Source organism: Porticoccaceae bacterium LTM1, assembly GCA_030252795.1.
Taxonomy (GTDB): Bacteria; Pseudomonadota; Gammaproteobacteria; order Pseudomonadales; family Porticoccaceae; genus SCSIO-12696.
Genome location: CP127080.1, coordinates 2,496,111 through 2,519,487, shown reverse-complemented (window position 1 = coordinate 2,519,487; position 23,377 = coordinate 2,496,111). Strand labels below are relative to the sequence as shown.

Here is a 23,377-nt window from a genome sequence, read left to right as displayed (position 1 = left end):
TCAATGGAGTTACAAAATAAAGTTGCCATCGTTACAGGTGGTGCATCCGGATTGGGCCGCGCTACCGTAAGCGCGCTGGTGGCTAAAGGCATGCGCGTGGCCATTTTTGATGTAAACGCTGAAGCGGGCGAGCAGGCGGTTGCTGAATTGGGCAGTGATAAAGTGATGTTCCGCTCTGTCGATGTAACCAGTGCAGAGTCGGCTGAGCAGGCGGTGGCAGCTGTTGTTGAAAACTTTGGTGGGGTTCACCTCTGTCTGAATTGTGCCGGTATTTGCCCGGCCAAAAAGGTGCTGGATCGAGAAGGCAATGCCATGCCGCTGGGTAACTTTGCCACAGCGATCAATATCAATCTGGTGGGTTCATTTAATGTCGCGCGGGTTGCTGCGCAGGCGATGGCTAAAAACGAACCGATGGGTGAGGCTGGCGAGCGCGGTGTTATTATCAATACTGCCTCGGTAGCGGCCTATGAGGGGCAGATTGGCCAAAGTGCCTACTCGGCCAGTAAAGGAGGGGTGGTTGGCATGACCTTGCCAATGGCGCGTGATCTGGCTCCGCTAGGTATTCGCGTTATGACTGTGGCGCCGGGTATTATGGGCACTCCCATGGTCAAGGCGATGCCGGAAAATGTCCAGGATGCCCTGGTCGCCAATATCCAATTCCCGAAGCGTCTTGGCTTGCCTGAAGAGGATTTCGGCTCGCTGATAATTCACATCGGTGAAAATGTCTACCTGAATGGCGAAACCATCCGCCTGGATGGTGCCATTCGAATGCCGCCACGTTGATGTGGCGAGAGACGAGAGATGAGAGATGAGGGTGAATACCCAGCGAACTACACTCCCATCTCTCGTCTCCCATCTCCCAAACGATTTATTGGTATTTCACGTAGACATTCACAGTCTCTTTGTCTAGAATGCCGGGTTAGATTCCCACCGGTCAAAAAGCAGGCCTCAAACAGGTAGCCCGAGTGTGAAATAGCGAAATTATTAAAGCGAGATGAAGCGATACGCGGCATCTCGCTTTTTTACAACCTGAAATCAGGTGCTTTTCACTCACAGGCTGCTGTTTTCACGCGCCTCCACCGTGGCCGGTGACCCCTTTGTCTCAAATCGCACAGAGGATGCCGAGTGACCACATATTCTTCTTCCCGTAAGCCCGCAATTCTTGTGTTGGAGGATGGTACCGTATTCCGTGGTACCTCCATCGGCGCAGACGGAATTTCCAGTGGTGAGGTGGTGTTTAACACTGCACTGACCGGATACCAGGAAATTCTCACCGACCCGTCCTACGCCAAACAGATCGTCACACTTACCTATCCTCACATCGGCAATGTCGGTGTTAACAAAGAAGATGAAGAATCCGAGCAAATCTGGGCCGCTGGCCTGGTGATTCGCGATCTGCCGCTGCTGGTAAGCAACTTCCGCAGTGAGCAGGCTCTGGATGAATACCTGCGCGAGCGCAACATTGTTGGTATCGCTGATATTGATACCCGCAAACTGACTCGCCTGCTGCGCGAGAAAGGCGCCCAGAGCGGTTGCCTGATGGCGGGTGATGCAATAGATGAAGACAAGGCGCTGGCTGAGGCCAAGGCGTTTGGCGGCCTCAAGGGGATGGACCTAGCCAAGGTGGTTTGCACAACCTCTTCCTATCCTTGGAAAGAGGGTAGCTGGGAGCTGCCTTCAGAGACCAGTAAGGGCGGTCACACCGAAAAGACCTTTGAGAAGCCTTTCAAAGTGGTGGCTTACGACTTTGGTGTAAAGCGCAACATTCTGCGTATGCTGGTAGATCGCGGTGCCGAGCTGACCGTTGTACCAGCCCAGACACCGGCCGCTGAGGTTCTGGCGATGAACCCGGACGGCATCTTCCTCTCCAACGGTCCCGGTGACCCCGAGCCTTGTGACTACGCCATCGCAGCGATTGAGGAATTCCTGAAAACAGACATTCCGGTATTTGGCATCTGCCTTGGCCACCAGTTGCTGGCTCTGGCCTCTGGTGCCAAGACTGTGAAAATGAAGTTTGGCCACCACGGTGCCAACCACCCGGTACAAAACCTCGACGACAAGACGGTGCTGATCACCAGCCAGAACCACGGCTTTGCGGTGGATGAGGCGAGCCTGCCGGGTAACCTGCGCGCTACCCACAAGTCTTTGTTTGACGGTTCGCTGCAAGGTATTCACCGTACCGACAAGCCGGCCTTCAGCTTCCAGGGGCACCCTGAAGCGAGTCCGGGCCCGCACGATGCGGCACCGTTGTTTGATCATTTCTTTGAATTGATGAAAGCCAGAGCCTAACGAGATATGTCGGGAGACGAGAGACGGGAGATGAGAGGCAAAACCGGAACGCACTGCGGTCTACGTCTCACATCTCACATCTCACATCTCTCGTAGAACGGAGCAGATATGCCAAAACGTACAGACATCAAAAGTATCCTCATTATTGGCGCGGGCCCGATCGTTATCGGCCAGGCCTGTGAATTTGACTACTCCGGCGCTCAGGCCTGTAAGGCACTGCGCGAAGAGGGCTACCGGGTAATTCTGGTGAACTCCAACCCGGCAACTATCATGACCGACCCGGCCATGGCTGACGCCACCTACATCGAACCGATTGAGTGGGAGACTGTTGCAAAAATTATTGAAGCTGAGCGTCCGGATGCGGTGCTGCCGACCATGGGTGGTCAGACGGCACTGAACTGTGCATTGGACTTGGCTCGCAAGGGCGTGCTTGAGAAGTTCGGTGTAGAACTGATTGGTGCTACCGAAGACGCCATCGACAAGGCGGAAGACCGCTCTCGCTTCGATAAGGCGATGAAGGCTATTGGCCTCGAAACTCCCCGTTCCGGTATCGCTCACTCCATTGAGGATGCCCTGAAGATTCAGGAAGAGTTTGGTTACCCGATCATCATTCGCCCGTCGTTTACCATGGGTGGTTCTGGTGGTGGTATCGCTTACAACCGCGAAGAGTTGGTTGAAATTTGTACTCGCGGCCTGGATCTGTCACCTACCAACGAGCTGCTCATCGATGAGTCCCTGTTGGGCTGGAAAGAGTATGAGATGGAGGTTGTTCGTGACAAAAACGACAACTGCATCATTGTTTGCTCGATTGAAAACTTTGACCCGATGGGGGTGCACACCGGCGACTCCATTACGGTAGCGCCAGCGCAAACGCTGACGGATAAAGAATACCAGATCATGCGTAATGCCTCCTGTGCGGTACTGCGCGAGATCGGCGTTGAAACCGGTGGTTCCAATGTGCAGTTCGGTATCCACCCGGACACTGGCCGCATGGTGATTATCGAGATGAACCCGCGGGTGTCTCGTTCTTCAGCGCTGGCCTCCAAAGCGACCGGTTTCCCGATCGCCAAAGTGGCGGCAAAGCTGGCGGTGGGTTACACCCTCGATGAGCTGCAAAATGAAATTACCGGCGGTGCGACTCCGGCTTCCTTTGAGCCGTCCATCGACTACGTGGTTACCAAAGTGCCGCGCTTTACCTTTGAGAAATTCACCAAGGCCAACGCCAAGCTGACCACCCAGATGAAATCAGTGGGTGAGGTAATGGCCATCGGTCGCACTTTCCAGGAGTCTGTCCAGAAAGCACTGCGCGGCCTGGAAGAGGGCAAGGTTGGTTTTGACCCGATTGTCGATTTGGCGTCCGATCAGGCGCTCGACATCATTCGCCAGGAGTTGCTGGAACCCGGCGCCCAGCGCATCTGGTTTGTGGGTGATGCATTCCGCGCAGGCATGTCGGTTGATGAAGTATTTGACGTATCCGCTATCGATCGCTGGTACCTGGTACAGATCGAAGACCTGATCAAAGAAGAGCAGGCGCTGCAAGGCCGCACCCTGGTAGAGCTGCAGCGCGACGAGCTGTTCCGCCTCAAGCGCAAAGGTTTCTCCGATGCGCGTCTGGCTACCCTGCTGGGTGTGTCTGAAGGTGATGTGCGTAGCTACCGCAGTTCGATGGAGTTGTTCCCGGTATACAAACGTGTTGATACCTGTGCTGCGGAATTTGCTTCCGACACCGCCTACATGTACTCCACTTATGAAGAAGAGTGTGAGTCCCAGCCGTCCGGCCGTGACAAGATCATGGTATTGGGCGGTGGCCCGAACCGTATCGGTCAGGGGATCGAGTTTGACTACTGCTGTGTGCACGCAGCCCTGGCAATGCGCGACGACGGTTATGAGACCATCATGGTCAACTGTAACCCGGAAACGGTTTCCACTGACTACGACACTTCCGACCGCCTCTACTTTGAGCCGGTAACTCTGGAAGATGTATTGGAAATTGTTCGCGTTGAAAAGCCCAAGGGTGTGATTGTTCAGTTTGGTGGCCAGACCCCACTGAAGTTGGCGCGTGCTCTGGAGGCAGAAGGAGTGCCGATTATCGGTACCACTCCAGACGCCATCGATCGCGCCGAAGACCGCGAGCGCTTCCAGCAGATGATTAACAAACTGGGTCTGTTGCAGCCGCCAAATGCGATTGTTCGCTCCCTGGATGAGGCGATTCAGGAAGCTGGCAAGATCGGTTACCCGCTGGTGGTGCGCCCCTCTTATGTTTTGGGTGGCCGCGCCATGGAGATTGTTTACAAGGAAGAAGAGCTGAGCCGCTACATGAACGAAGCGGTTAAGGTTTCCAACGAAGCTCCTGTTCTGTTGGACTACTTCCTTTCCTCGGCTATCGAGGTGGATATTGATGCCGTCAGTGATGGTGAAGAAGTGGTGATTGGTGCCATCATGCAGCACATCGAGCAGGCTGGTATCCACTCCGGTGATTCCGCCTGTTCGCTGCCGCCCTACAGCTTGCCGGAAGAGGTTCAGGCTGAAATGCGTGACATGGTGAAAGCGATGGCGCGTGAGCTGAATGTTATCGGCTTGATGAACGTGCAGCTGGCCTGGCAGGATGGCAAGATCTACGTCATCGAAGTGAACCCGCGTGCCTCTCGCACCGTACCATTTGTGTCCAAGTGCATTGGCCGCTCCCTGGCGAAAGTGGCCGCCCGCTGTATGGCTGGTCAGAGCCTGCAGTCGCAGGATTTCACCAAAGAGCTGGTGCCGGAGCACTTCAACGTTAAAGAGGCTGTGTTCCCGTTTAACAAATTCCCTGGCATCGACCCGATTCTTGGGCCGGAAATGAAGTCAACTGGTGAGGTAATGGGTATCGGCGAAACCTTTGCTGAAGCCTACGGCAAGGCTCAGTTGGGTGCTAACGACAGCATTCCGACCAGTGGCAATGCGTTCCTCAGTGTTCGCGATCCGGATAAAGCGGGTATTGTCGAGGTGGCTCGTGACCTGATAGCCTTGGGCTTCAAGGTGATTGCTACCGAAGGTACTGCCAGTGCTATTCAGGCGGCAGGCCTTGAGGTTGAGCTGGTCAACAAGGTGACAGAAGGTCGTCCGCATATTGTTGACCGCATCAAGAGTGACGATATTGATTTGATCATCAATACCACCGAAGGGCGTCAGGCGATTGCCGACTCCGCGACTATTCGCTCCAGTGCCGAGCAGCATGGTGTGTACTACACTACCACGCTGGCGGGGGGTAAAGCAGTTGTGATGGCCCTGCAGCACGGTGGTGAAATCAAAGTGCGCCGCTTGCAGGATTTGCACTGCGTGTCGTAAAAAGTACATTTGAACTGACTCAATCACTGTCGCCCTTCGGGCGGCAGGGGTTGGGTCATTTTCAGAATTTAGACAATAAGAGTGGACAATGAACAAGATTCCAATGACCGCTATCGGTGAGGCCAAACTTCGCGCCGAACTGGAACACCTGAAAAAAGTTGAACGCCCGCGTATTGTTGAGGCGATTGCCGAGGCTCGCGCTCACGGTGACCTGAAAGAAAACGCTGAATACCACGCCGCTCGCGAACAGCAGGGTTTTGCCGAGGGTCGCATCAACGAGATCGAGGGAAAACTGTCCCACGCCCAGATCATTGATGTCACCAAGATAGCGCCCAGTGACAAGGTGATTTTCGGCTCGACTGTAGAGATCATTAATCTGGATACGGATGAAACGGTTCGTTACCAGATTGTGGGTGACGACGAAGCCTCAGTAAAAGAGGGGAAGATTTCTTACCAGTCTCCGATTGCACGTGCAATGATCGGTAAAGAAGTCGGCGAAATCGTGGTCGTTAACACTCCTTCCGGAGAGGTGGAGTACGAAATCGACAGCGTGGCTCACCTCTAAATCGGTAAGCTCGACTGACTTCAAAAGGTGCCTGACAGGCACCTTTTTTTATGGTTTTTTGATATTGAAAAGATATAAAAACACTTTCCTTTATTTCTCTTAATTAGAAAAACAAAGGCCAATTACGTTTAGTTTGTTTGGAATATTGTTTTGAGTTTGTAGTTATATTTGATTATTTTGTTCCTGTATTGTAATTCTGGTTAAATTTTTTATTGATGACTGTTCCGTTTGGAGCGTCTCCCTGTTTGAGCGGCATAACCATAGGGAAGCCGCGAATACCAAAAAAAATCAGGGGAGATTCTATGAATTACGATAAAAACCACGTATTCAAAAAAGGCCTTTTAACTGCCGCTATTTCATGTGCATTATTCGGGACGGCTCTATCGGTATCTGCCGAAGAGGAAGCCTCTAAAGCCGAAGATGCCGCTAAAATCAAGGAGGATAAAAAAGATCTTGAGGAGGTAGTGGTTACGGGATCCTTGATTCCAAGAGATGGATTTACCGGACCAAACCCGATGGTCGTGATGGACAAGGACGCTATGAAGGAGCGTGGTTTTGTCAATCTGACCGATGTGATGGACTCCCTGACCCAGTCAACCGGTGCGGTACAGGGCGAGCAATACACTAACTCATTTACCCCGGCTGCCCAGGACGTAAACCTGCGCGGATTTGGTGCGGGTCGCACACTGGTGCTGCTCAATGGTCGCCGCTTGGCGGACTATCCTGCACCTTATAACAGCGAAAGTAACTTCTTCAACTTCTCTTCCATTCCCCTGTCTGCTGTGGAACGTATCGAGGTGATGACCTCTGGTGCATCGGCAGTATATGGCTCTGATGCGATTGCCGGTGTGGTCAACATTATTACTCGCAAGAATGTTGAAGACACTACCATCTCATTTCGTCGCGGTACCACCACCGAAGGTGGCGGCGACTCCCAGCAATTGCAATTTGTAACCGGTCACTCCTTTGATCGCGGCTCGTTCACGATTACCGGTGAATACCAGGAGCAGGATCCAATCTACGGTAAGGACCGTGGTTTTATGGACTCTTACATGGATCGTCCATTAAGTGTCCGGTATCCGGATCGTGCGATCCTGACTATGGATAACTTCACTGCCCATTACATTGATCCAGGCTCGGATGCCTGTGATGACTCCCTGACTGGATACGGCTACTCCGAAAGGCCTGACAAGCCAGCTGGTGCTGGTTTGTACTGTGGTAACGATGGTGACGGTGAAGAATCTCTGCGCAGCTACCGCGAACGTATGTCGGTGTTTTTTGATGGTCGGTATGAGTTGAATAACGGTGTTGAGCTGTTTGCCAATGCAATGTATTGGGATTCTACTGTCGAGCAGCGCAACTTTAAGCTTTGGTGGGGTGGTGACATCCTGACTGAGGATTTCGACTGGATCTATCTGCAGCGATTTTTTACAGCGAATGAAACTGGCGATCAGGAAGTTGGTTTTGATGAGAATACCTGGAACCTGACTTTGGGTGCCAAGGGGGAAGTTGCGCTGTTTAATAAAACCTTTGACTGGGAAGTGGCGCTGACCAACAGCGAATACGACTACGCCAGTTCTCAGGTTCGCTTCAAGGAAGAGGCTATTGACGAGTATTTCCTGGGAACTGAGGATTTGTGGGGATACGGCTATTTAAGTGGTAACCCCGACCACAGTATTTACACTGCTTTCACACCGGAAATTCTCGGACCAATGATGGGCATGAATAACGAAACCGGTGACTCTTACGGTCGTCAATTGAGCGCCAAAATCACCGGTGAATTGACCGAGTTTAACTGGATGGCTGGGCCAATCCAGATGGCGTTGCAGATGGAGTATGCCAAGCAGGGTTATACCCTGGCCCCACACCCACGTGCGCTGGATAAAACCGGTAACGGCTGGTGGGGCTTGAGTGCCACCGGCGGTGGTGGTGATCGCAACCGCTCTGCAGTGGGCATGGAGTTTTTGTTGCCGGTAACCGACGACCTTGAAGTGACTGTGGCCAGTCGCTATGACCGTTACGACGACGGCTCTGATGTGGGTGGACGTCCAACCAGTCAGGTCAAATTCCTCTTCAGTCCGGTAGATTGGTTGACGGTTCGTGGTGGTTGGTCACAGAGTTTCCGTGCGCCGGATATGCACTACCTGTTCGCGGGTGAGAGTGGTTTTTACACCACTGTAAAAGATACCTATCGCTGTGAAACAGAAACCGACTACGACTGCTCGTATGGCAGTGAGCAGGGCTACCGTGAGGGTAACCTGATGCTGAAAGAGGAGACTGGAACCAACCTCAACTTCGGCTTTGTGGTTCGCCCGCTTGACCAGCTGTCCCTGTCGGTTGATCTGTATCGAGTGAAGTTGCGCGATATCGTTAACGATGAAAGCTCTCAGGACCTGCTGGATATTGAGGCGGATTGCCGCACTGGTGACCTTGACCCGAGCTCTGCCCGTTGTCTGGATGTGCTCCAGCGCGTGGTTCGTGAAGAGAACCCTCTCTCCGGTGATATGGAGCTGCAATCCCTGAGTTTGTTGCCTATCAACCAGTCAATTTTGAACCAGACTGGTGTCGATATGCAGTTGGATTACCGTTACAACACCGACAATTTTGGTGAGTTCCGTTTGAATCTGGGCTACACCAATGTGATCGACTACGAAGAGCAGATCTTTTCCAGTGATCCGGTGGAGGATGTACGTAACGCATTGGACAACTATGAGCCTCGCTCTTACGTCAATGGCAGTGTGTCCTGGAATTACGGCAATTTCAGCACAACGGTATTTGCCCGTCGCATAGGTTCTACACCTAACTACGATGAGGATGCGCGAATCAGCTCCTGGAAAACTATCAATATGACGGCTACTTACGACGTCAATGAAAACCTGCGTTTCTCGTTAATGAGTAACAACCTGCTGAATGAGCGCCCTCCGGTGGATGACACCTGGACAGCGTGGCCGTATTTCTACCGCGGTCAGTACAACGGTTTTGGACGTGAGTTGTTTGCAGAGGTTCAGTACCGGTTCTAAACCGACTGACAGTTAACCCCCTCTGTTTTGGCGCCTTGCAGTGATGCAGGGCGCCTTTTTTTGTGCGGGATTATTGAGTGGTAGGGTTAGCGCAACAGATTGGACAGTTTCGGATTTGGCTTGTCTGCTTTGCGGTAGAGCAAGGCTATATGGCCAATCATCTGGGCCAGTTCTGCTTTGGTCAGTCGACAAACTTCCTCAACAGCCTGTTTCTTGAGTTCACGGTCGGGAACCATAAACTTCACCTTGATCAGTTCGTGATCGGTAAGTGCCCGTTCGATTTCGGTCATTACATTTTCAGTCAGGCCATTGCCGGCAACAGTCACAATCGGATTGAGGCTGTGGCCGATACTGCGCAATTGTTTTTTGTCGTGGTTGGAAAGTGGCATAGAATAGGATCCTCTAGAAGCTCGCTATTGTAACGGAAAGACTGTCAAATCCCTATGTCCTCTAAACCAGATTCAAAAGCAAAATCCGCCGCCAACAAAAAAAACCGCTCCAAAAGCAGTGGTGCCTGGCTGCGAGAGCATGAAAGTGACCAGTATGTGAAGCGTTCCCGAGAGGACGGCTATCGCTCCAGGGCCAGCTACAAGCTGGTTGAACTGTGTGAAAAAGACAAGTTGATTCGCCCTGGCATGACTGTAGTGGATCTTGGTGCGGCCCCCGGTGGTTGGTCGCAGGTAGCTGCAGAGCTGGTGGGTGATAAGGGCAAGGTGATTGCCTCTGACATTCTTCCGATGGATACCATAGCCGGTGTTGAGTTTATCCAGGGGGATTTCACCGAGGATGCGGTGTTTGAGCAGATCATGGCGGTGATCGGAGATTCGCCCGTAGACCTTGTAATCTCCGATATGGCCCCCAATATGTCTGGTATGCGTGCCGTCGATCAGCCCAAAGCGATGTATTTGGTGGAGTTGGCGCTGGATATGGCGGACCAGGTACTGAAACCTGGCGGCGCATTTGTTGCCAAAGTGTTTCAGGGTGAAGGTTTCGACAGCTGGTTGCAGGAAGTACGCAACCGCTATCAACGGGTGGTAACCCGCAAGCCTGACGCTTCCCGCGCCCGTTCCCGCGAAGTTTATGTGGTGGGTTTTGGTTTTAAGGGGTAACACATTACTTTGAAAAGGTTGTGTGGGGCTCCCAGAACGGGATAATGCAGTATTCCTTGGCAGTGATGCCGATTTATAAATAGAGGTTAGTTCGTTGAACGATATGGCTAAAAATCTGATTTTGTGGCTGGTGATAGCGGCGATTTTGCTGTCGGTATTCCAGAACTTTGCCCCTTCCGGCTCGGTGCAGGAAATGGAATATTCCCAATGGCGGGAAGCCCTTGAGCAGGGGCGAGTGGAATCGGTTGAGCAGCAGGGCTTGATAATTCGCGGCGAATTATCCGATGGCACCAAATACGAAACAGTACAGCCGCAGTTTGCTGACGATAAAATTTACGATGTAGTGTTGGATGAGCGGGTGCCGGTGAAGGGGGTTCAGCCCGAGCAACAGAGCATCTGGACTTCGCTGCTGGTGGCATCGTTCCCGATACTGCTGATTCTGTTCATCTTTATGTTCTTTATGCGTCAGATGCAGGGCGGAGGCGGCGGTGGCAAAGGTGGCCCGATGTCATTCGGCAAGAGTAAGGCCAAACTGCTGTCTGAAGACCAGATTAAAACCAATTTCTCCGATGTGGCCGGCGTTGATGAGGCCAAAGAGGATGTTCACGAACTGGTGGAGTTCCTGCGTGACCCAAGTCGCTTCCAGCGCCTGGGGGGGCGTATTCCGCGCGGTGTGCTGATGGTTGGACCTCCCGGTACTGGTAAAACCTTGCTTGCCAAGGCAATTGCCGGTGAAGCCAAGGTGCCATTCTTCTCCATTTCCGGCTCCGACTTTGTTGAAATGTTTGTTGGTGTTGGTGCATCCCGTGTTCGCGATATGTTTGAACAGGCCAAAAAGCAGTCTCCCTGTATTGTGTTTATCGATGAGATCGACGCAGTTGGTCGCCACCGTGGCGGCGGCTGGGGCGGCGGTAACGACGAGCGCGAGCAGACCCTCAACCAGCTGCTGGTTGAAATGGACGGTTTCGAAGGCAACGAAGGTGTGATTGTGATCGCTGCAACTAACCGTGCCGATGTACTGGATAAGGCCCTGCTGCGTCCCGGTCGTTTTGACCGCCAGGTGTATGTTGGTCTGCCGGATATTCGCGGTCGTGAACAGATTCTCAAGGTACACGTTCGCAAAGTGCCGGTGGATGAACGAGTAGACCTGAAGGTGGTTGCGCGTGGTACACCAGGCTTCTCCGGTGCCGATCTGGCCAACCTGGTCAACGAGGCAGCGCTGTTTGCTGCTCGTGCCAACAAGCGACTGGTGACTACCGAAGAGTTTGAAAAAGCCCGCGACAAAATCATGATGGGTGCCGAACGCCGCTCCATGGTGATGTCCGAGAAAGAGAAGGCCAATACTGCCTATCACGAGGCTGGTCACGCAATTGTAGGCCGCATGATGCCCGAGCACGATCCGGTACACAAAGTGACCATCATTCCTCGCGGTGGAGCGCTGGGTGTTACCCAGTTCCTGCCAGAAGAAGATCGTTACAGCCTCAGCAAGCGGCAGCTGGAAGGCCAGCTTTGCAGCTTGTTCGGTGGTCGAATTGCAGAAGAGCTGACTTTGGGTGTGGAGGGTGTTACTACTGGCGCATCCAACGACATTGAGCGCGCTACCCAGATGGCTCGCAACATGGTAGCTCGCTGGGGTCTCTCTGAAGCGATGGGGCCACTGCTTTACGGTGAGGAAGATTCGCAAGTGCCTGGTGGTGGTAACCCCAAATACTCGGATGAAACATCACGCGAAATTGACCGTGAAGTTCGCCAGTTGATTGATCGCTGCTACAGTAAGGCCAAAACCATTCTCGAAGAGAATATGGATGTTCTCCACGCCATGAAGGATGCGCTGATGGAGTACGAGACAATCGACTCCGAGCAGGTGGATGACTTGATGGCGCGTCGTCCGGTACGTCCGCCCAGCGACTGGCACGATGGTGACTACACCGGTGGTGGTTCCGGCTCTGCCAAGAGTGGTGAGGACAAAGGCACTGTTGGCGGACCTGTAAACAGCACTGACGGCTGATGTTTTTCAACTGTTAAAATCAGTTTTCAAGGCGCCTTCGGCCCATAGCTGAAGGCGCCGTTGTTTTTAAGGACCGGGTTATCGAATGGCCAGCTTGATAGACTTGTTAACTCTGCCTCGCACTCAGGTGATGGGTATAGTTAATGTCACCCCGGATTCATTTTCAGATGGTGGCAAGCTATGTGATGGTGTGAGTGTGCACCTGGATTCGGTGCTCCGTACTGTTGAGAAGATGGTTGCTGATGGTGCGGACTGGGTAGATGTTGGTGGAGAATCCACTCGACCGGGCGCCAAACCGGTGCCTGTAGTTGAGGAGCTGGACCGGGTTATCCCGGTGCTTGAGGCAATACGTCAGCGCTTCGATGTGCCGGTTTCGATCGATACCAGTACAGCGCAAGTGATCCGGGCAGCTCAGGCTGCCGGAGCGTCGATGATTAATGATGTTCGGGCTCTGCGTCGTGAGGGTGCTTTGCAGGCGGCAGCTGAGGGTAATCTGCCAATCTGCCTAATGCACATGCAGGGTGAGCCCGACACCATGCAGCAGTCTCCCAGTTACCGGGATGTGGTCGCGGATGTAACGGCATTTCTTCAGGAGCGGGTTGCAGCGTGTGAAGAGGTTGGTATTGCCAGGGAACGCATTATTCTCGATCCGGGATTCGGGTTTGGTAAAACACTGGAACACAACCTGACGCTGTTTCGCGCATTGCCGAAATTGCGGGAGGAAGGATTTTCGTTGTTGGTGGGAGTGTCGCGCAAGAACATGATCGGCACTTTACTGCAGCGGGATGTGGGTGAACGAATGATAGGCAGCGTGGCGATGGCACTGCTGGCGGCCCAAAAAGGGGCGGCCTTTGTGCGGGTTCACGATGTTAGAGAGACGGTTGACGCGTTGAACGTTTTAGCGGCAATCGAGCAACACAATCTGGAAGGTAAATAATGACAACGGCACGAAGCTATTTTGGCACCGACGGTATTCGCGGTCTGGTGGGGCAATTTCCGGTAACCGCAGACTTTGTGGTCAAACTGGGATGGGCAGCAGGTAAGGTTTTTGGTCAGCGCAGCAAGGGGCGCAAGTTGATATTGGTGGGCAAGGACACTCGAGTGTCCGGCTATATGTTTGAATCTGCGCTGCAGGCTGGCATTATCGCCTCGGGTGTAGATGTGGGGCTGCTTGGGCCAATGCCAACACCGGCAATCGCTTACCTGACTCGCACGTTCCACGCTCAGGCCGGAATTGTAATCAGTGCCTCTCACAATCCCTATTACGATAACGGTATCAAGTTTTTTGGTGCGGATGGCTGCAAGCTTCCCGATGATATTGAGCGGGAGATTGAGCGCTATCTGGACGAGCCGATGATCACTGTTGAGTCCAGTCAGCTTGGTCGAGCGCACCGCGTCAATGACGCATCCGGCCGTTATATCGAGTTCTGTAAAGGGGTGCTGCCTCGTGACTTTGATCTCTCCAGCCTGAAGATTGCGGTGGATTGCGCCAACGGAGCCACCTATCACATTGCCCCCAATGTATTGCGTGAGCTTGGTGCCAAGGTGATTGAGCTGTCAGTGGCGCCTGATGGTGTGAATATCAACCAGAATTGCGGCTCCACCAAACCTGCCGCCCTGCAGAAAGCGGTAGTCGAGCAGGGAGCTGATTTGGGGGTGGCGTTTGATGGTGATGGCGATCGCCTGGTGTTTGTGGACCATAAAGGTGAATTGATTGATGGTGATGAAATTCTTTACATCATCGCCCGTCACCGCATGCAGAATGGGCAGGGGTGCAACGGTGTGGCCGGAACACTGATGAGTAATTTCGGTTTGGAAAAAGCTTTCGAGCAGATGTCAGTTCCTTTTGTTCGTACCAAGGTCGGTGATCGCTATGTGATTGAAGCCATGAAAGAAAATGGCTGGTCACTGGGTGGCGAAAACTCAGGGCATATTGTCTGCTCGGATGTCACAACTACTGGAGATGGCGTTATTTCTGCGTTGTTGGTGTTGCATGCAATGCGAGATAGCAACCTGACACTCCATGAGCTCAAGCAGGGTATGGAAAAATATCCCCAGGTGATGATCAATGTACGTATCTCCGGCAAGGTTGATCTTGAGGATTACCCTGAAATTGCTGATGCAGTCGCTTCTGCGCAGGCGGAGCTGGGTGGTCGTGGCCGAGTATTGCTGCGCCCTTCAGGCACTGAACCGTTGATTCGTGTGATGGTGGAAGGGGATGATTTGCCGTGGGTGGAAACCCTGGCAAAGCGTATTGCCAACGTTGTTGAAAATACTTTGGCATAAGGTGTTGCTACGGACAGTCTTCTCGGCTAAGATTTGCGCCCTTTTTGGGGTCGACCAAAATTGTTTTTCTCAGTTGGTCGATGCGAAAACAGTCTGAAACTTTGGATAAGGCAATGCGATTACCGCTGATAGCTGGCAACTGGAAAATGCACGGTTCTCTGCAATCCGTTGTTGAGTTGAGTAAAGCGCTGGTTGGTTGGAATCCAGAAAGTAAGGCTGAAATGGCAGTTTGCCCGCCGTCTGTTTTTTTGTCGGTAGTGGCAAAAGAGCTTCAAGGCAGTTCGGTTGCCTTGGGTGCTCAAAATGTCAGTGAGCATCAGCAGGGTGCTTATACCGGAGAGGTTTCCGGTGATATGCTGGCTGAGCTGGGCTGTCGTTATGCAATTGTTGGGCACTCCGAGCGTCGTGCGCTATTTGCCGAAACGGATCGCCAGATTGCTGAAAAGTTTATAGCGGCGCAGCGTGCCGGTCTGACACCAATTTTGTGTGTCGGTGAAACGCTGGAGCAACGCGAAGCTGACGCTACGCTGGATGTAATTGCTGAACAGTTGGGTGTCGTGATTGATGTTGCCGGACTTGAAGCAGTTGCCAAAGGTGTTGTTGCCTATGAGCCAGTTTGGGCTATTGGTACCGGCAAGACGGCTACACCGGAGCAGGCGCAGCAGGTTCATGCTGCGATCCGCCTGCAGTTGGGTGAGGCTGGTGCAAAAACGCGGGTGCTTTACGGTGGCAGTGTGAAGGCGGCGAATGCGGCTGAAATATTTGCCCAGCCTGATATTGATGGTGCGTTAGTTGGTGGCGCCTCTTTGGTTGCTGAAGAATTTCTGGAAGTTGGCCGTTTGGCTGCCCAGTAAACGAATTTTTTGAAGAGCGGTACAGATGGAAAATATTATTCTGATCTTTCATGTTCTGGTAGCGCTGGCCATTATTGGTTTGATTTTGTTGCAACAGGGCAAAGGTGCTGAAGTTGGTGCATCTTTTGGTGCCGGTGCATCTCAAACTATTTTTGGTAGCTCTGGTAGTTGGAATTTTTTTAGTAAGATGACAGCAATTTTTGCTACCATCTTTTTCGTAACCAGCTTTGGTCTGGCAATTCTGGCTAAGGAGAAATCCTCTCCTGAAGCGGAAATTCTGCCTGCAGCAGAAATTGTGGACGAAGTTGTTGAGCAGGAATCTGATGTTCCTGTGGTTGAGGAAGAAAGTGTTTCTGAAGATGTTCCTGAGGTGCCGGTAGAAGAAACGGTAGAGCAGGAAGAGGAAAAGTGAGCAGTTTTTGCCCAAGTGGTGGAATTGGTAGACACGCTATCTTGAGGGGGTAGTGGCGTAAGCCGTGCCGGTTCAAGTCCGGCCTTGGGCACCATCTTAAAAAAAGCCGACTCATTTGAGTCGGTTTTTTTTCGTTTTTATTTTGCGAAAACAATATTGTTGAGCGGTATTTCTTTCAATTTTGGTGATGTGGCCGGGTCTATAATGATTGGGGAAATTGGAAATATTCGCTTGTCTGCCCCTGTTGGATAACTTTTTCATTTTTCTACAAAAAATAGCTAATAAAACCCTTGACCAACTTGAGGTGCCTCCCTATAATTTGCGACCTCTTGAGGCGGGCAGTGTGTTGCTTAAATCAAGTTCTGGTGCGGGGTGGAGCAGCTTGGTAGCTCGTCGGGCTCATAACCCGAAGGTCGTAGGTTCAAATCCTGCCCCCGCTACCAATTTTAATTTTGGAGCAAGTAGAGAGTAGACGCCCGAGGGCTCCTCTTTACCTCGGTCGGATAACCGGGCGAAGATTGTAGGTTCAAACCTACCCGCGCTACCAAATATTCGCATCAAATTGATGCAAGCGTTGAAGCCCCAGTTTGGGGCTTTTTCGTAGGCGGTGTAAGCCGGCCAGCGCACTGAAATCTTGAAAGTGTGCTAAAAAGAAGTAAAGCAAGAAGGGCCAAAGGCCCTTTTTTTGGCTTTGAATTTTTTCGCTGATTATTTTTTGGTCGATTCGATGAGTAGCAAAGTTGAACAGCTGCAGCAAATGCTTGAGCCGGTGGTAACCGCGCTTGGTTGTGAGTTGTGGGGAATCGAAAAAACGGCGCAGGGCAATCAGTCGCTGTTGCGTATCTACATCGATAAACCGGAAGGTATCGGCATTGAAGATTGTGAGCGGGTAAGCCGTCAGGTGAGCAGCCTGCTGGATGTGGAGGATCCGATCACTGGTGAGTATACCCTCGAGGTTTCATCGCCGGGCGCGGATCGTCCTTTATATACCCTTGCACAATTTGAAGCATTTGTTGGCGAGAATGTTAGTGTCAAACTGCGTTTTCCCTATGAAGGGCGTCGCAACTTCAAAGGCTTGTTAAAAGGTATTGAAGAAGGTGACATAGTGGTGGAAGTGGATGGTTATGAATATCTCCTTCCGTTTGACAGTGTTGAAAAGGCTAATATCGTTCCCCGTTTTTAACGGGATGTCATGAGGCACCGAGATGAATAAAGAGATCTTGCTGGTAGCGGAAGCGGTTTCCAATGAAAAGGGCGTTTCCAGGGAAATTATTTTTGAAGCCATTGAACAGGCTCTGGCAACTGCGACCAAAAAACGCTACGACGAAGATGCCAATATTCGTGTTGTGATCGACCGCGTTTCCGGCGACTACGAAACTTTCCGTTGGTGGAAAGTCGTGGCAGATGACGTGCTCGCCGAACTCGGTACCGAGTTCACCACAGAAGAGGCGCTTGAAAAAGATCCTTCTCTGAAAGTGGGCGACATCTACGAAGAACAGGTTGAGAACATCGGCTTTGGTCGTATCGCTGCGCAGACTGCCAAGCAGGTTATCGTACAGAAAGTTCGCGATGCTGAGCGTGCCCTGATCGTTGACGAATTCCGTAGCCGGGTTGGTGAGCTGCTGTCAGGTACCGTAAAGAAAGTGACTCGCGATCACATTATTGTTGATCTGGGGAATAATGCTGAAGGTTTGCTGCCTCGTGAAGAGCTGGTAGGCCGCGAAATTTTCCGTGTGAACGATCGTGTTCGCGCTCTGCTGCTAGCTATTCGTGAAGAAAATCGCGGTCCGCAATTGCTGCTGAGCCGTGCGTGCAATGAGATGCTGATCGAACTGTTCAAGATCGAAGTGCCGGAAATTGCCGAAGAAGTTATCGAAATCCGTGGTGCTGCTCGCGACCCCGGTCTGCGCGCCAAGATTGCTGTGAAAACCAATGACGGCCGCATTGATCCGGTAGGTGCTTGTGTTGGTATGCGCGGTGCGCGCGTTCAGGCAGTATCCAATGAGCTGGACGGTGAGCGCGTCGATATTGTGCTGTGGGACGACAATCCTGCTCAGCTGGTAATCAATGCCATGGCTCCGGCAGAAGTGGAGTCTATTATTGTTGACGAAGATTCCCGTTCTATTGATGTTGCGGTTGCTGAAGATAACCTGGCTCAGGCCATCGGTAAAAGTGGCCAGAACGTGCGTCTGGCATCCGAGCTGACTGGCTGGCGCATCAATGTTATGTCTGTTGACGAGGCAGAAGAGAAGCAGCAGCAAGAAGCGTCCGGGTTTATGGAAACCTTCATGGCGCAACTGGATATTGATGAAGACGTAGCTGCTGTATTGGTCGAGGAAGGTTTCACCAGTCTTGAAGAAGTGGCTTATGTGCCACTGGACGAGATGATGCAGATTGAAGGATTCGATGAAGAAATCGCCGAAGAGCTGCGTGCCCGCGCCAAAAACGCCCTGTTGACCCTGGCTCTGGCCAGTGAAGAGCAGATTGCTGGCGCTGAGCCAGCCGAAGACCTGCTCAATATGGAAGGTATGGACGAAGAGCTGGCTCGCAAACTGGCAGGTCGCGGTATCGTCACCATGGAAGATCTGGCAGAGCAGGCAATCGACGAACTGCTGGAAGTGGAAGGGCTGGATCCAGCTCGCGCTGCTGATTTGATCATGACTGCACGCGCACCCTGGTTTGCTGAAGACAGCGAATAATCGCCAGCAAACCCAAGCTGTCGCGGACAGCAAACATATAGCAAGTTATAACCAGCCTGACCAAGTGGTCGGGCACAGAAATTGAGGATATCTGATGGCAGAGGTTACCGTAAGCGAACTCGCTAAAGTGGTAGGCGTTAGCGCAGACCGTCTGCTCAAGCAAATGCAGGAAGCGGGTTTGAGTCAAAGGTCAGAAACTGACCTGATCGCTGACGAAGAAAAACAAACCCTGTTGGCTTATTTGAAAAGCCTGCACGGCGAGAGCGCACGTGAGCCAAAGAAAATCACTCTGAAGCGTAAAACTGTCAGCACGCTGAAAGTGGGTGCCGGTAAAAAAGCGGTGAACGTTGAAGTTCGCAAGAAGCGCACTTACGTGAAGCGCAGTGAAGAAGAGGCTGAAACCAGTGAGCAAGTGGTTGAGCAACCGACTGCACCTGAAGCACCGAGCTCCTTCACCGATGATGTTGAAGTAAAACGCCAGGCGGCCATTGAAGCCCGCCGCAAGGCCGAGGAAGAAGCCGCTGCCAAAGAGGCAGAGGAAGAAGCCAAACGCAAATCCGAGGAAGAAGAGGCTCAGCGCAAGGCAGCCGCCGAAGCTGAACAGAAGACGGCTGAGGTGGAAGCAGAAGCAGCCAAGCCGAAAAAGCATCATCACGCTACTCCTGTAAAAGAGGAGAAAGAAGACCGTGATGATGACGATGATAAGCCAGCCAAGAAGAAAGCTCGCGGTGGTGTTAAACCGGCTAAAGCCAAAGACACCAAAAAACGCGTTGAGTTATCTGAGGATCTTGATGAAGTAAAAGGCATTGTGAAGACCCCGCGTCTGAAAGTGCCTGAAAAGGTTAAAGAAGCGCCCAAGAAGCCAGTCAAGCTGAAGGGTGACAACAAGCACAAATTCAAGCGCCCGACCGGGAAAATTGTTCACGAAGTTGAACTGCCGGAAGAGATTCAGGTTGGCGAACTGGCCTCGAAAATGGCCGTTAAAGCCGCTGTAGTGATCAAAGAGCTGATGAAGCTCGGTACCATGGCCACCATCAACCAGAGCATTGATCGCGACACGGCGACTCTGGTGGTTGAAGAGCTGGGTCACAAGCCTGTTAACGTTTCCAGCAATGCGGTGGAAGACGAGCTGGCAGCAGTATTGGCTGGTTTGAGTGAAAGTGCCGACGAGCAGCCTCGCGCCCCGGTGGTGACCGTAATGGGTCACGTTGACCACGGTAAAACGTCACTGCTGGATTACATCCGCAAGACCCGCGTTGCCTCTGGTGAGGCCGGCGGTATTACCCAGCACATTGGTGCCTACCACGTAGACACCCCGAAAGGCATGGTGACCTTCCTGGATACTCCGGGCCACGCCGCATTTACCGCTATGCGCGCCCGCGGTGCCAAGTCCACCGACGTGGTTATCCTGGTGGTTGCTGCCGATGACGGTGTGATGCCGCAAACCGAAGAGGCTATCCAGCACGCCAAGGCGGCAGGTGTACCTCTGGTTGTGGCCATCAACAAGATGGACAAAGAGGGTGCAGACCCCGATCGTGTAACCAACGAGCTGTCCGCCAAGGAAGTAATCCCGGAAGAGTGGGGTGGTGACACCCAGTTTATTCACGTATCCGCTCACACCGGCCAGGGTATTGATGAGCTGCTGGAAGCAGTATTGCTGCAAGCGGAACTGATGGAGCTGACTGCGCCAGTGGCTGGTCCGGCTCGCGGTGTAATCGTTGAAGCCCGCCTCGACAAAGGTCGTGGTGTGATAGCGACTGCATTGATCCAGAGCGGTACCCTGAACAAAGGGGACTACGTTCTGGCTGGCGAGAGTGCTGGTAAAGTGCGCGCCATGGTGGACGAAAACGGCAAGCCGATCCAAAGTGCTGGCCCGTCTATCCCGGTAGAGATTCTCGGCCTCGACGTAGCGCCGGATGCCGGTGAAGAGTTTGTGGTAGTTGCCGATGAGCGTAAAGCCCGCGATGTGGCCGAGCACCGCCAGCGCAAAGCTCGTGACGAGCGTATGGCTCGTCAGCAGGCGGCCAAGCTGGAGAGCATGTTTGCCACCTTTGAAGGCACTGACAAGAAAGTATTGCCGGTTGTTCTGAAGGCCGACGTACGTGGTTCACTGGAAGCGATCATCGCCTCACTGGCAGACATTGCCAATGATGAAGTGGCGGTAGACGTAATCTCCTCCGGTGTCGGCGGTATTACCGAATCCGACATGAACCTGGCGTTGACCTCAGGTGCAGTAGTGATGGGCTTTAACGTGCGTGCTGAAGCATCTGCACGTCGCCTGGCCGAGCGCGAGAATATCGATCTGCGCTACTACAGCATCATCTACCAGCTGCTGGATGAAGTTAAGCAGGCCCTGAGTGGTATGCTTGCACCGGAAGAGCGTGAAGATATCGTCGGTATTGCCGAAGTACGCGATGTATTCCGTTCGCCGAAGTTTGGTGCCATTGCAGGTTGTATGGTGATAGAAGGTACCGTATACCGCAACAAGCGCATTCGCGTTCTGCGCGACAACGTAGTGATCTACGAAGGCGAGCTGGAATCGCTGCGCCGCTTCAAAGACGATGTGCAGGAAGTGCGCAACGGCATGGAGTGTGGTATCGGCGTTAAAGACTACAATGATGTGAAACCGGGCGACCAGATCGAAGTTTACGAAGTCGTTCAGGTAGCGCGTTCACTGTGATGTGAGACGAGAGATGGGAGACGAGAGACGATGGGGCGATATTTTTGAATCCCGGTCGAATTCCTCCCATCTCGCTAACGTAGAGAGATTGTTGATGTGAGGTGATGATGAGAGAGCTGTTGTAGCATCTCCCATCTCCCATCTCCCATCTCCCGTAATATGAGTGATTACAGCCGTACCCAACGTATCTCGGATGCCCTGCAGCGTGAGCTGGCAGTTCTCATTCGTGATGAAATCCGCGACCCTCGGGTCGGCATGGTTAACGTAACCGGTGCCGAAGTCAGTCGCGACCTCTCAAATGCCAAGGTGTTTGTTACCTTCGTCGGTCATGACACCGAAGAGCAGTCCCACAAAGCCGCTGAGGTACTCAACGGTGCAGCGGGCTTTCTGCGCTCTCTGGTAGCCAAGTCAATGGAGCTTCGCAGCACCCCTAAGCTGCGCTTTATCTATGACAAGAGTGTTCGCCACGGTCAGCATTTGGAAGCCCTGATTGAAAAAGCGGTGTTTGACGACGCTGAGAAACGTCACGTCAGCGACGACGATCTGTCCGAGCGCGACGGACCAGAGAGTGACGGGAAGTAATTGTGGGAAGACGTCGTCGTCAGCGCGGCCGTCCGGTCAGCGGTGTATTTGTGCTCAACAAGCCTACCGGCATGAGTTCCAACGATGCCCTGCAGCGGGTGAAATACCTGATGTTTGCCGACAAGGCGGGCCATACTGGTAGTCTCGACCCTCTGGCAACCGGGGTGTTGCCGATCTGTCTTGGCGAGGCCACCAAGTTTTCCCACTTTCTGCTGGACTCCGATAAAGGCTATCGCAGCACCTTTCGCTTTGGCCTGCGCACCGAAACCGGTGACAGCGATGGTGAGGTGATCGAGCAGAAAAGTGCCTCCCACCTCACTCGCGAGGTGGTGGAGAAAGCGATTGAGCCGTTTCGTGGCGACATCGAACAGGTGCCGTCCATGTATTCGGCACTCAAGCACAATGGCGAGCCGCTCTACAAGTTGGCCCGTCAGGGTATTACCGTAGAGCGAGAAGCGCGCCCCTGTACCATATTTGAATACGATCTGCTCGACTTCCGCCCTGGCGAAGTAGCTGAAGCGGACGTGTTTGTACACTGCACCAAGGGCACCTATATACGCAGCCTTGCCGAAGATCTCGGCGAAGCGCTGGGCGTTGGCGCCCATGTGTCGATGCTGCACCGCACTCAGGCGGGGCCGTTCTTTGAAGAAGACGCTACCTCGCTGGAGGAGCTGGAGCGGCTGCGCGAAGGCAAGCGCGGCGAGGATATGGACTACCTGCTCAAGCCCACTGAGGCCGCTGTAGACGACCTGCCGGGCTTTGATGTACCGGAAGAGTCGGTGTTCTACTTCAAGCAGGGTCAGCCGGTTATGTGCCCAGAGGCCTATCGCGAAGCCGAAGAAGGCGATATAGTGCGCGTCTTTATGGAAAACGGCCCGTTTTTGGGGGTCGCAGAAGTTCTTGAAGATGGCCGGGTTGCTCCCCGGCGTCTGGTGGTCGATGCCTGACGGCAACTGACCGAGAGAAGTAAGACAGGAGATGTGAGACGGGGACTCCTCGGCCAGCATCAAACGTCGAACACTAGGCTACCTGTAAATATGCGCGGATAGCCTGGACTTTATTAGCCGCATATTGAAAGAGGAAACTGTTATGGCACTGAGTGCACAGGAAAAAGCAGCAATCGTTGCTGAACACGGCAAAGGCGAAGGCGACACTGGTTCTCCGGAAGTTCAGGTTGCCCTGCTGACTGCTAACATCAACAAGCTGCAAGGTCACTTCGGTGATCACAAAAAAGATCACCACTCTCGTCGTGGTCTGATCCGCATGGTAAACCAGCGTCGTAAGCTGCTGGACTACCTGAAGAGCAAAGACGTTCATCGTTACGCTGCGCTGATTCAAAAACTCGGCCTGCGTCGCTAAACGCTTGCATCAGTGGCTCCTCTGGGAGCCACTGTTGTTTTTAATTGTTTAAAACTGCAGCGATCCACGCGGTGGTATCAGTGTGCTGATCGAGTTAGCTATGGTTGTTCTGGAATCGTGTCATCCCCGCGAAAGCGGGGATCCATTTCTTCAAAATGGTGGATTCCCGCCTTCGCGGGAATGACAGATG

At 52.8% G+C, this 23,377-nt stretch carries 18 protein-coding genes and 2 tRNA genes; 19 read left to right on the top strand and 1 reads right to left on the bottom strand.

Features of this window, described 5'->3' with window-relative positions:
- Positions 1 to 3: 3 nt before the first annotated feature.
- From QP938_10960 to QP938_10940, 5 genes are all read left to right on the top strand, one after another.
- Positions 4 to 783: an SDR family NAD(P)-dependent oxidoreductase gene (locus tag QP938_10960; protein ID WIO73808.1), complete on the top strand. Its 780-nt coding sequence runs from the start codon at positions 4 to 6 to the stop codon at positions 781 to 783.
- A gap of 342 nt (positions 784 to 1,125) precedes the next feature.
- Positions 1,126 to 2,289 carry a glutamine-hydrolyzing carbamoyl-phosphate synthase small subunit gene (carA, locus tag QP938_10955; GenBank protein WIO73807.1) on the top strand — a complete coding sequence of 388 codons (1,164 nt, stop codon included), beginning with the start codon at positions 1,126 to 1,128 and terminating at the stop codon, positions 2,287 to 2,289.
- A 108-nt stretch (positions 2,290 to 2,397) separates the two neighbouring features.
- Positions 2,398 to 5,613 (top strand): carbamoyl-phosphate synthase large subunit, encoded by a 3,216-nt coding sequence (gene carB, locus QP938_10950; protein ID WIO73806.1) that lies wholly within the window; start codon positions 2,398 to 2,400, stop codon positions 5,611 to 5,613.
- 88 nt (positions 5,614 to 5,701) lie between these two features.
- Complete coding sequence (gene greA, locus QP938_10945; protein ID WIO73805.1) at positions 5,702 to 6,178, top strand: transcription elongation factor GreA; 477 nt, start codon at positions 5,702 to 5,704, stop codon at positions 6,176 to 6,178.
- Positions 6,179 to 6,480: 302 nt separating this feature from the next.
- A complete protein-coding gene (locus tag QP938_10940) occupies positions 6,481 to 9,198 on the top strand; it encodes a TonB-dependent receptor (GenBank protein ID WIO73804.1) in 2,718 nt (905 codons plus the stop codon).
- An 86-nt stretch (positions 9,199 to 9,284) separates the two neighbouring features.
- On the opposite strand, the gene yhbY is transcribed toward QP938_10940, so the two are convergent.
- The gene (gene yhbY, locus QP938_10935) at positions 9,285 to 9,587 is read right to left on the bottom strand and encodes a ribosome assembly RNA-binding protein YhbY (GenBank protein ID WIO73803.1); all 303 of its coding nucleotides are present in this window, start codon (positions 9,585 to 9,587) and stop codon (positions 9,285 to 9,287) included.
- A 54-nt stretch (positions 9,588 to 9,641) separates the two neighbouring features.
- Here yhbY and rlmE point away from each other — a divergent pair, with 54 nt between their 5' ends.
- The 14 genes from rlmE (at position 9,642) to rpsO (ending at position 23,187) form a co-directional block, all read left to right on the top strand.
- A complete protein-coding gene (rlmE, locus tag QP938_10930) occupies positions 9,642 to 10,307 on the top strand; it encodes a 23S rRNA (uridine(2552)-2'-O)-methyltransferase RlmE (protein WIO73802.1) in 666 nt (221 codons plus the stop codon).
- A gap of 103 nt (positions 10,308 to 10,410) precedes the next feature.
- Positions 10,411 to 12,315: an ATP-dependent zinc metalloprotease FtsH gene (ftsH, locus tag QP938_10925; GenBank protein WIO73801.1), complete on the top strand. Its 1,905-nt coding sequence runs from the start codon at positions 10,411 to 10,413 to the stop codon at positions 12,313 to 12,315.
- An 85-nt stretch (positions 12,316 to 12,400) separates the two neighbouring features.
- Entirely contained in the window at positions 12,401 to 13,252 is an 852-nt protein-coding gene (folP, locus tag QP938_10920) for a dihydropteroate synthase (protein WIO73800.1), read from the top strand.
- Positions 13,252 to 14,601, top strand: a complete 1,350-nt coding sequence (gene glmM / locus QP938_10915; GenBank protein WIO73799.1) for a phosphoglucosamine mutase — start codon at positions 13,252 to 13,254, stop codon at positions 14,599 to 14,601. The genes folP and glmM overlap by 1 nt, the downstream gene beginning before the upstream one ends.
- Positions 14,602 to 14,714: 113 nt before the next feature.
- Positions 14,715 to 15,455 (top strand): triose-phosphate isomerase, encoded by a 741-nt coding sequence (gene tpiA / locus QP938_10910; GenBank protein WIO73798.1) that lies wholly within the window; start codon positions 14,715 to 14,717, stop codon positions 15,453 to 15,455.
- 25 nt (positions 15,456 to 15,480) lie between these two features.
- Entirely contained in the window at positions 15,481 to 15,867 is a 387-nt protein-coding gene (gene secG / locus QP938_10905) for a preprotein translocase subunit SecG (protein ID WIO73797.1), read from the top strand.
- A gap of 9 nt (positions 15,868 to 15,876) precedes the next feature.
- Positions 15,877 to 15,961: transfer RNA gene (locus tag QP938_10900), tRNA-Leu, on the top strand.
- Positions 15,962 to 16,233: 272 nt separating this feature from the next.
- Positions 16,234 to 16,310, top strand: a tRNA-Met gene (locus QP938_10895).
- A gap of 284 nt (positions 16,311 to 16,594) precedes the next feature.
- Complete coding sequence (rimP, locus tag QP938_10890; GenBank protein ID WIO73796.1) at positions 16,595 to 17,050, top strand: ribosome maturation factor RimP; 456 nt, start codon at positions 16,595 to 16,597, stop codon at positions 17,048 to 17,050.
- A gap of 22 nt (positions 17,051 to 17,072) precedes the next feature.
- On the top strand, positions 17,073 to 18,566 hold the full coding sequence (gene nusA / locus QP938_10885; protein ID WIO73795.1) for a transcription termination factor NusA: 1,494 nt from the start codon (positions 17,073 to 17,075) through the stop codon (positions 18,564 to 18,566).
- 94 nt (positions 18,567 to 18,660) lie between these two features.
- Positions 18,661 to 21,246, top strand: a complete 2,586-nt coding sequence (gene infB / locus QP938_10880; protein ID WIO73794.1) for a translation initiation factor IF-2 — start codon at positions 18,661 to 18,663, stop codon at positions 21,244 to 21,246.
- 159 nt (positions 21,247 to 21,405) lie between these two features.
- On the top strand, positions 21,406 to 21,828 hold the full coding sequence (rbfA, locus tag QP938_10875; protein ID WIO73793.1) for a 30S ribosome-binding factor RbfA: 423 nt from the start codon (positions 21,406 to 21,408) through the stop codon (positions 21,826 to 21,828).
- A gap of 2 nt (positions 21,829 to 21,830) precedes the next feature.
- Positions 21,831 to 22,775, top strand: coding sequence for a tRNA pseudouridine(55) synthase TruB (gene truB, locus QP938_10870; GenBank protein WIO73792.1), 945 nt, complete (start codon positions 21,831 to 21,833; stop codon positions 22,773 to 22,775).
- 142 nt (positions 22,776 to 22,917) lie between these two features.
- Positions 22,918 to 23,187 carry a 30S ribosomal protein S15 gene (gene rpsO, locus QP938_10865; GenBank protein ID WIO73791.1) on the top strand — a complete coding sequence of 90 codons (270 nt, stop codon included), beginning with the start codon at positions 22,918 to 22,920 and terminating at the stop codon, positions 23,185 to 23,187.
- Positions 23,188 to 23,377 lie beyond the last annotated feature (190 nt).

Coding starts and splice junctions, on each gene's coding strand:
- glmM (WIO73799.1), top strand. CDS start 13,252: ATGACAACGGCACGAAGCTATTTTGGCACCGACGGTATTCGCGGTCTG.
- QP938_10960 (WIO73808.1), top strand. CDS start 4: ATGGAGTTACAAAATAAAGTTGCCATCGTTACAGGTGGTGCATCCGGA.
- rbfA (WIO73793.1), top strand. CDS start 21,406: ATGAGTGATTACAGCCGTACCCAACGTATCTCGGATGCCCTGCAGCGT.
- folP (WIO73800.1), top strand. CDS start 12,401: ATGGCCAGCTTGATAGACTTGTTAACTCTGCCTCGCACTCAGGTGATG.
- yhbY (WIO73803.1), bottom strand. CDS start 9,587: ATGCCACTTTCCAACCACGACAAAAAACAATTGCGCAGTATCGGCCAC.
- rimP (WIO73796.1), top strand. CDS start 16,595: ATGAGTAGCAAAGTTGAACAGCTGCAGCAAATGCTTGAGCCGGTGGTA.
- tpiA (WIO73798.1), top strand. CDS start 14,715: ATGCGATTACCGCTGATAGCTGGCAACTGGAAAATGCACGGTTCTCTG.
- ftsH (WIO73801.1), top strand. CDS start 10,411: ATGGCTAAAAATCTGATTTTGTGGCTGGTGATAGCGGCGATTTTGCTG.
- greA (WIO73805.1), top strand. CDS start 5,702: ATGAACAAGATTCCAATGACCGCTATCGGTGAGGCCAAACTTCGCGCC.
- infB (WIO73794.1), top strand. CDS start 18,661: ATGGCAGAGGTTACCGTAAGCGAACTCGCTAAAGTGGTAGGCGTTAGC.
- QP938_10940 (WIO73804.1), top strand. CDS start 6,481: ATGAATTACGATAAAAACCACGTATTCAAAAAAGGCCTTTTAACTGCC.
- secG (WIO73797.1), top strand. CDS start 15,481: ATGGAAAATATTATTCTGATCTTTCATGTTCTGGTAGCGCTGGCCATT.
- rlmE (WIO73802.1), top strand. CDS start 9,642: ATGTCCTCTAAACCAGATTCAAAAGCAAAATCCGCCGCCAACAAAAAA.
- carB (WIO73806.1), top strand. CDS start 2,398: ATGCCAAAACGTACAGACATCAAAAGTATCCTCATTATTGGCGCGGGC.
- rpsO (WIO73791.1), top strand. CDS start 22,918: ATGGCACTGAGTGCACAGGAAAAAGCAGCAATCGTTGCTGAACACGGC.
- nusA (WIO73795.1), top strand. CDS start 17,073: ATGAATAAAGAGATCTTGCTGGTAGCGGAAGCGGTTTCCAATGAAAAG.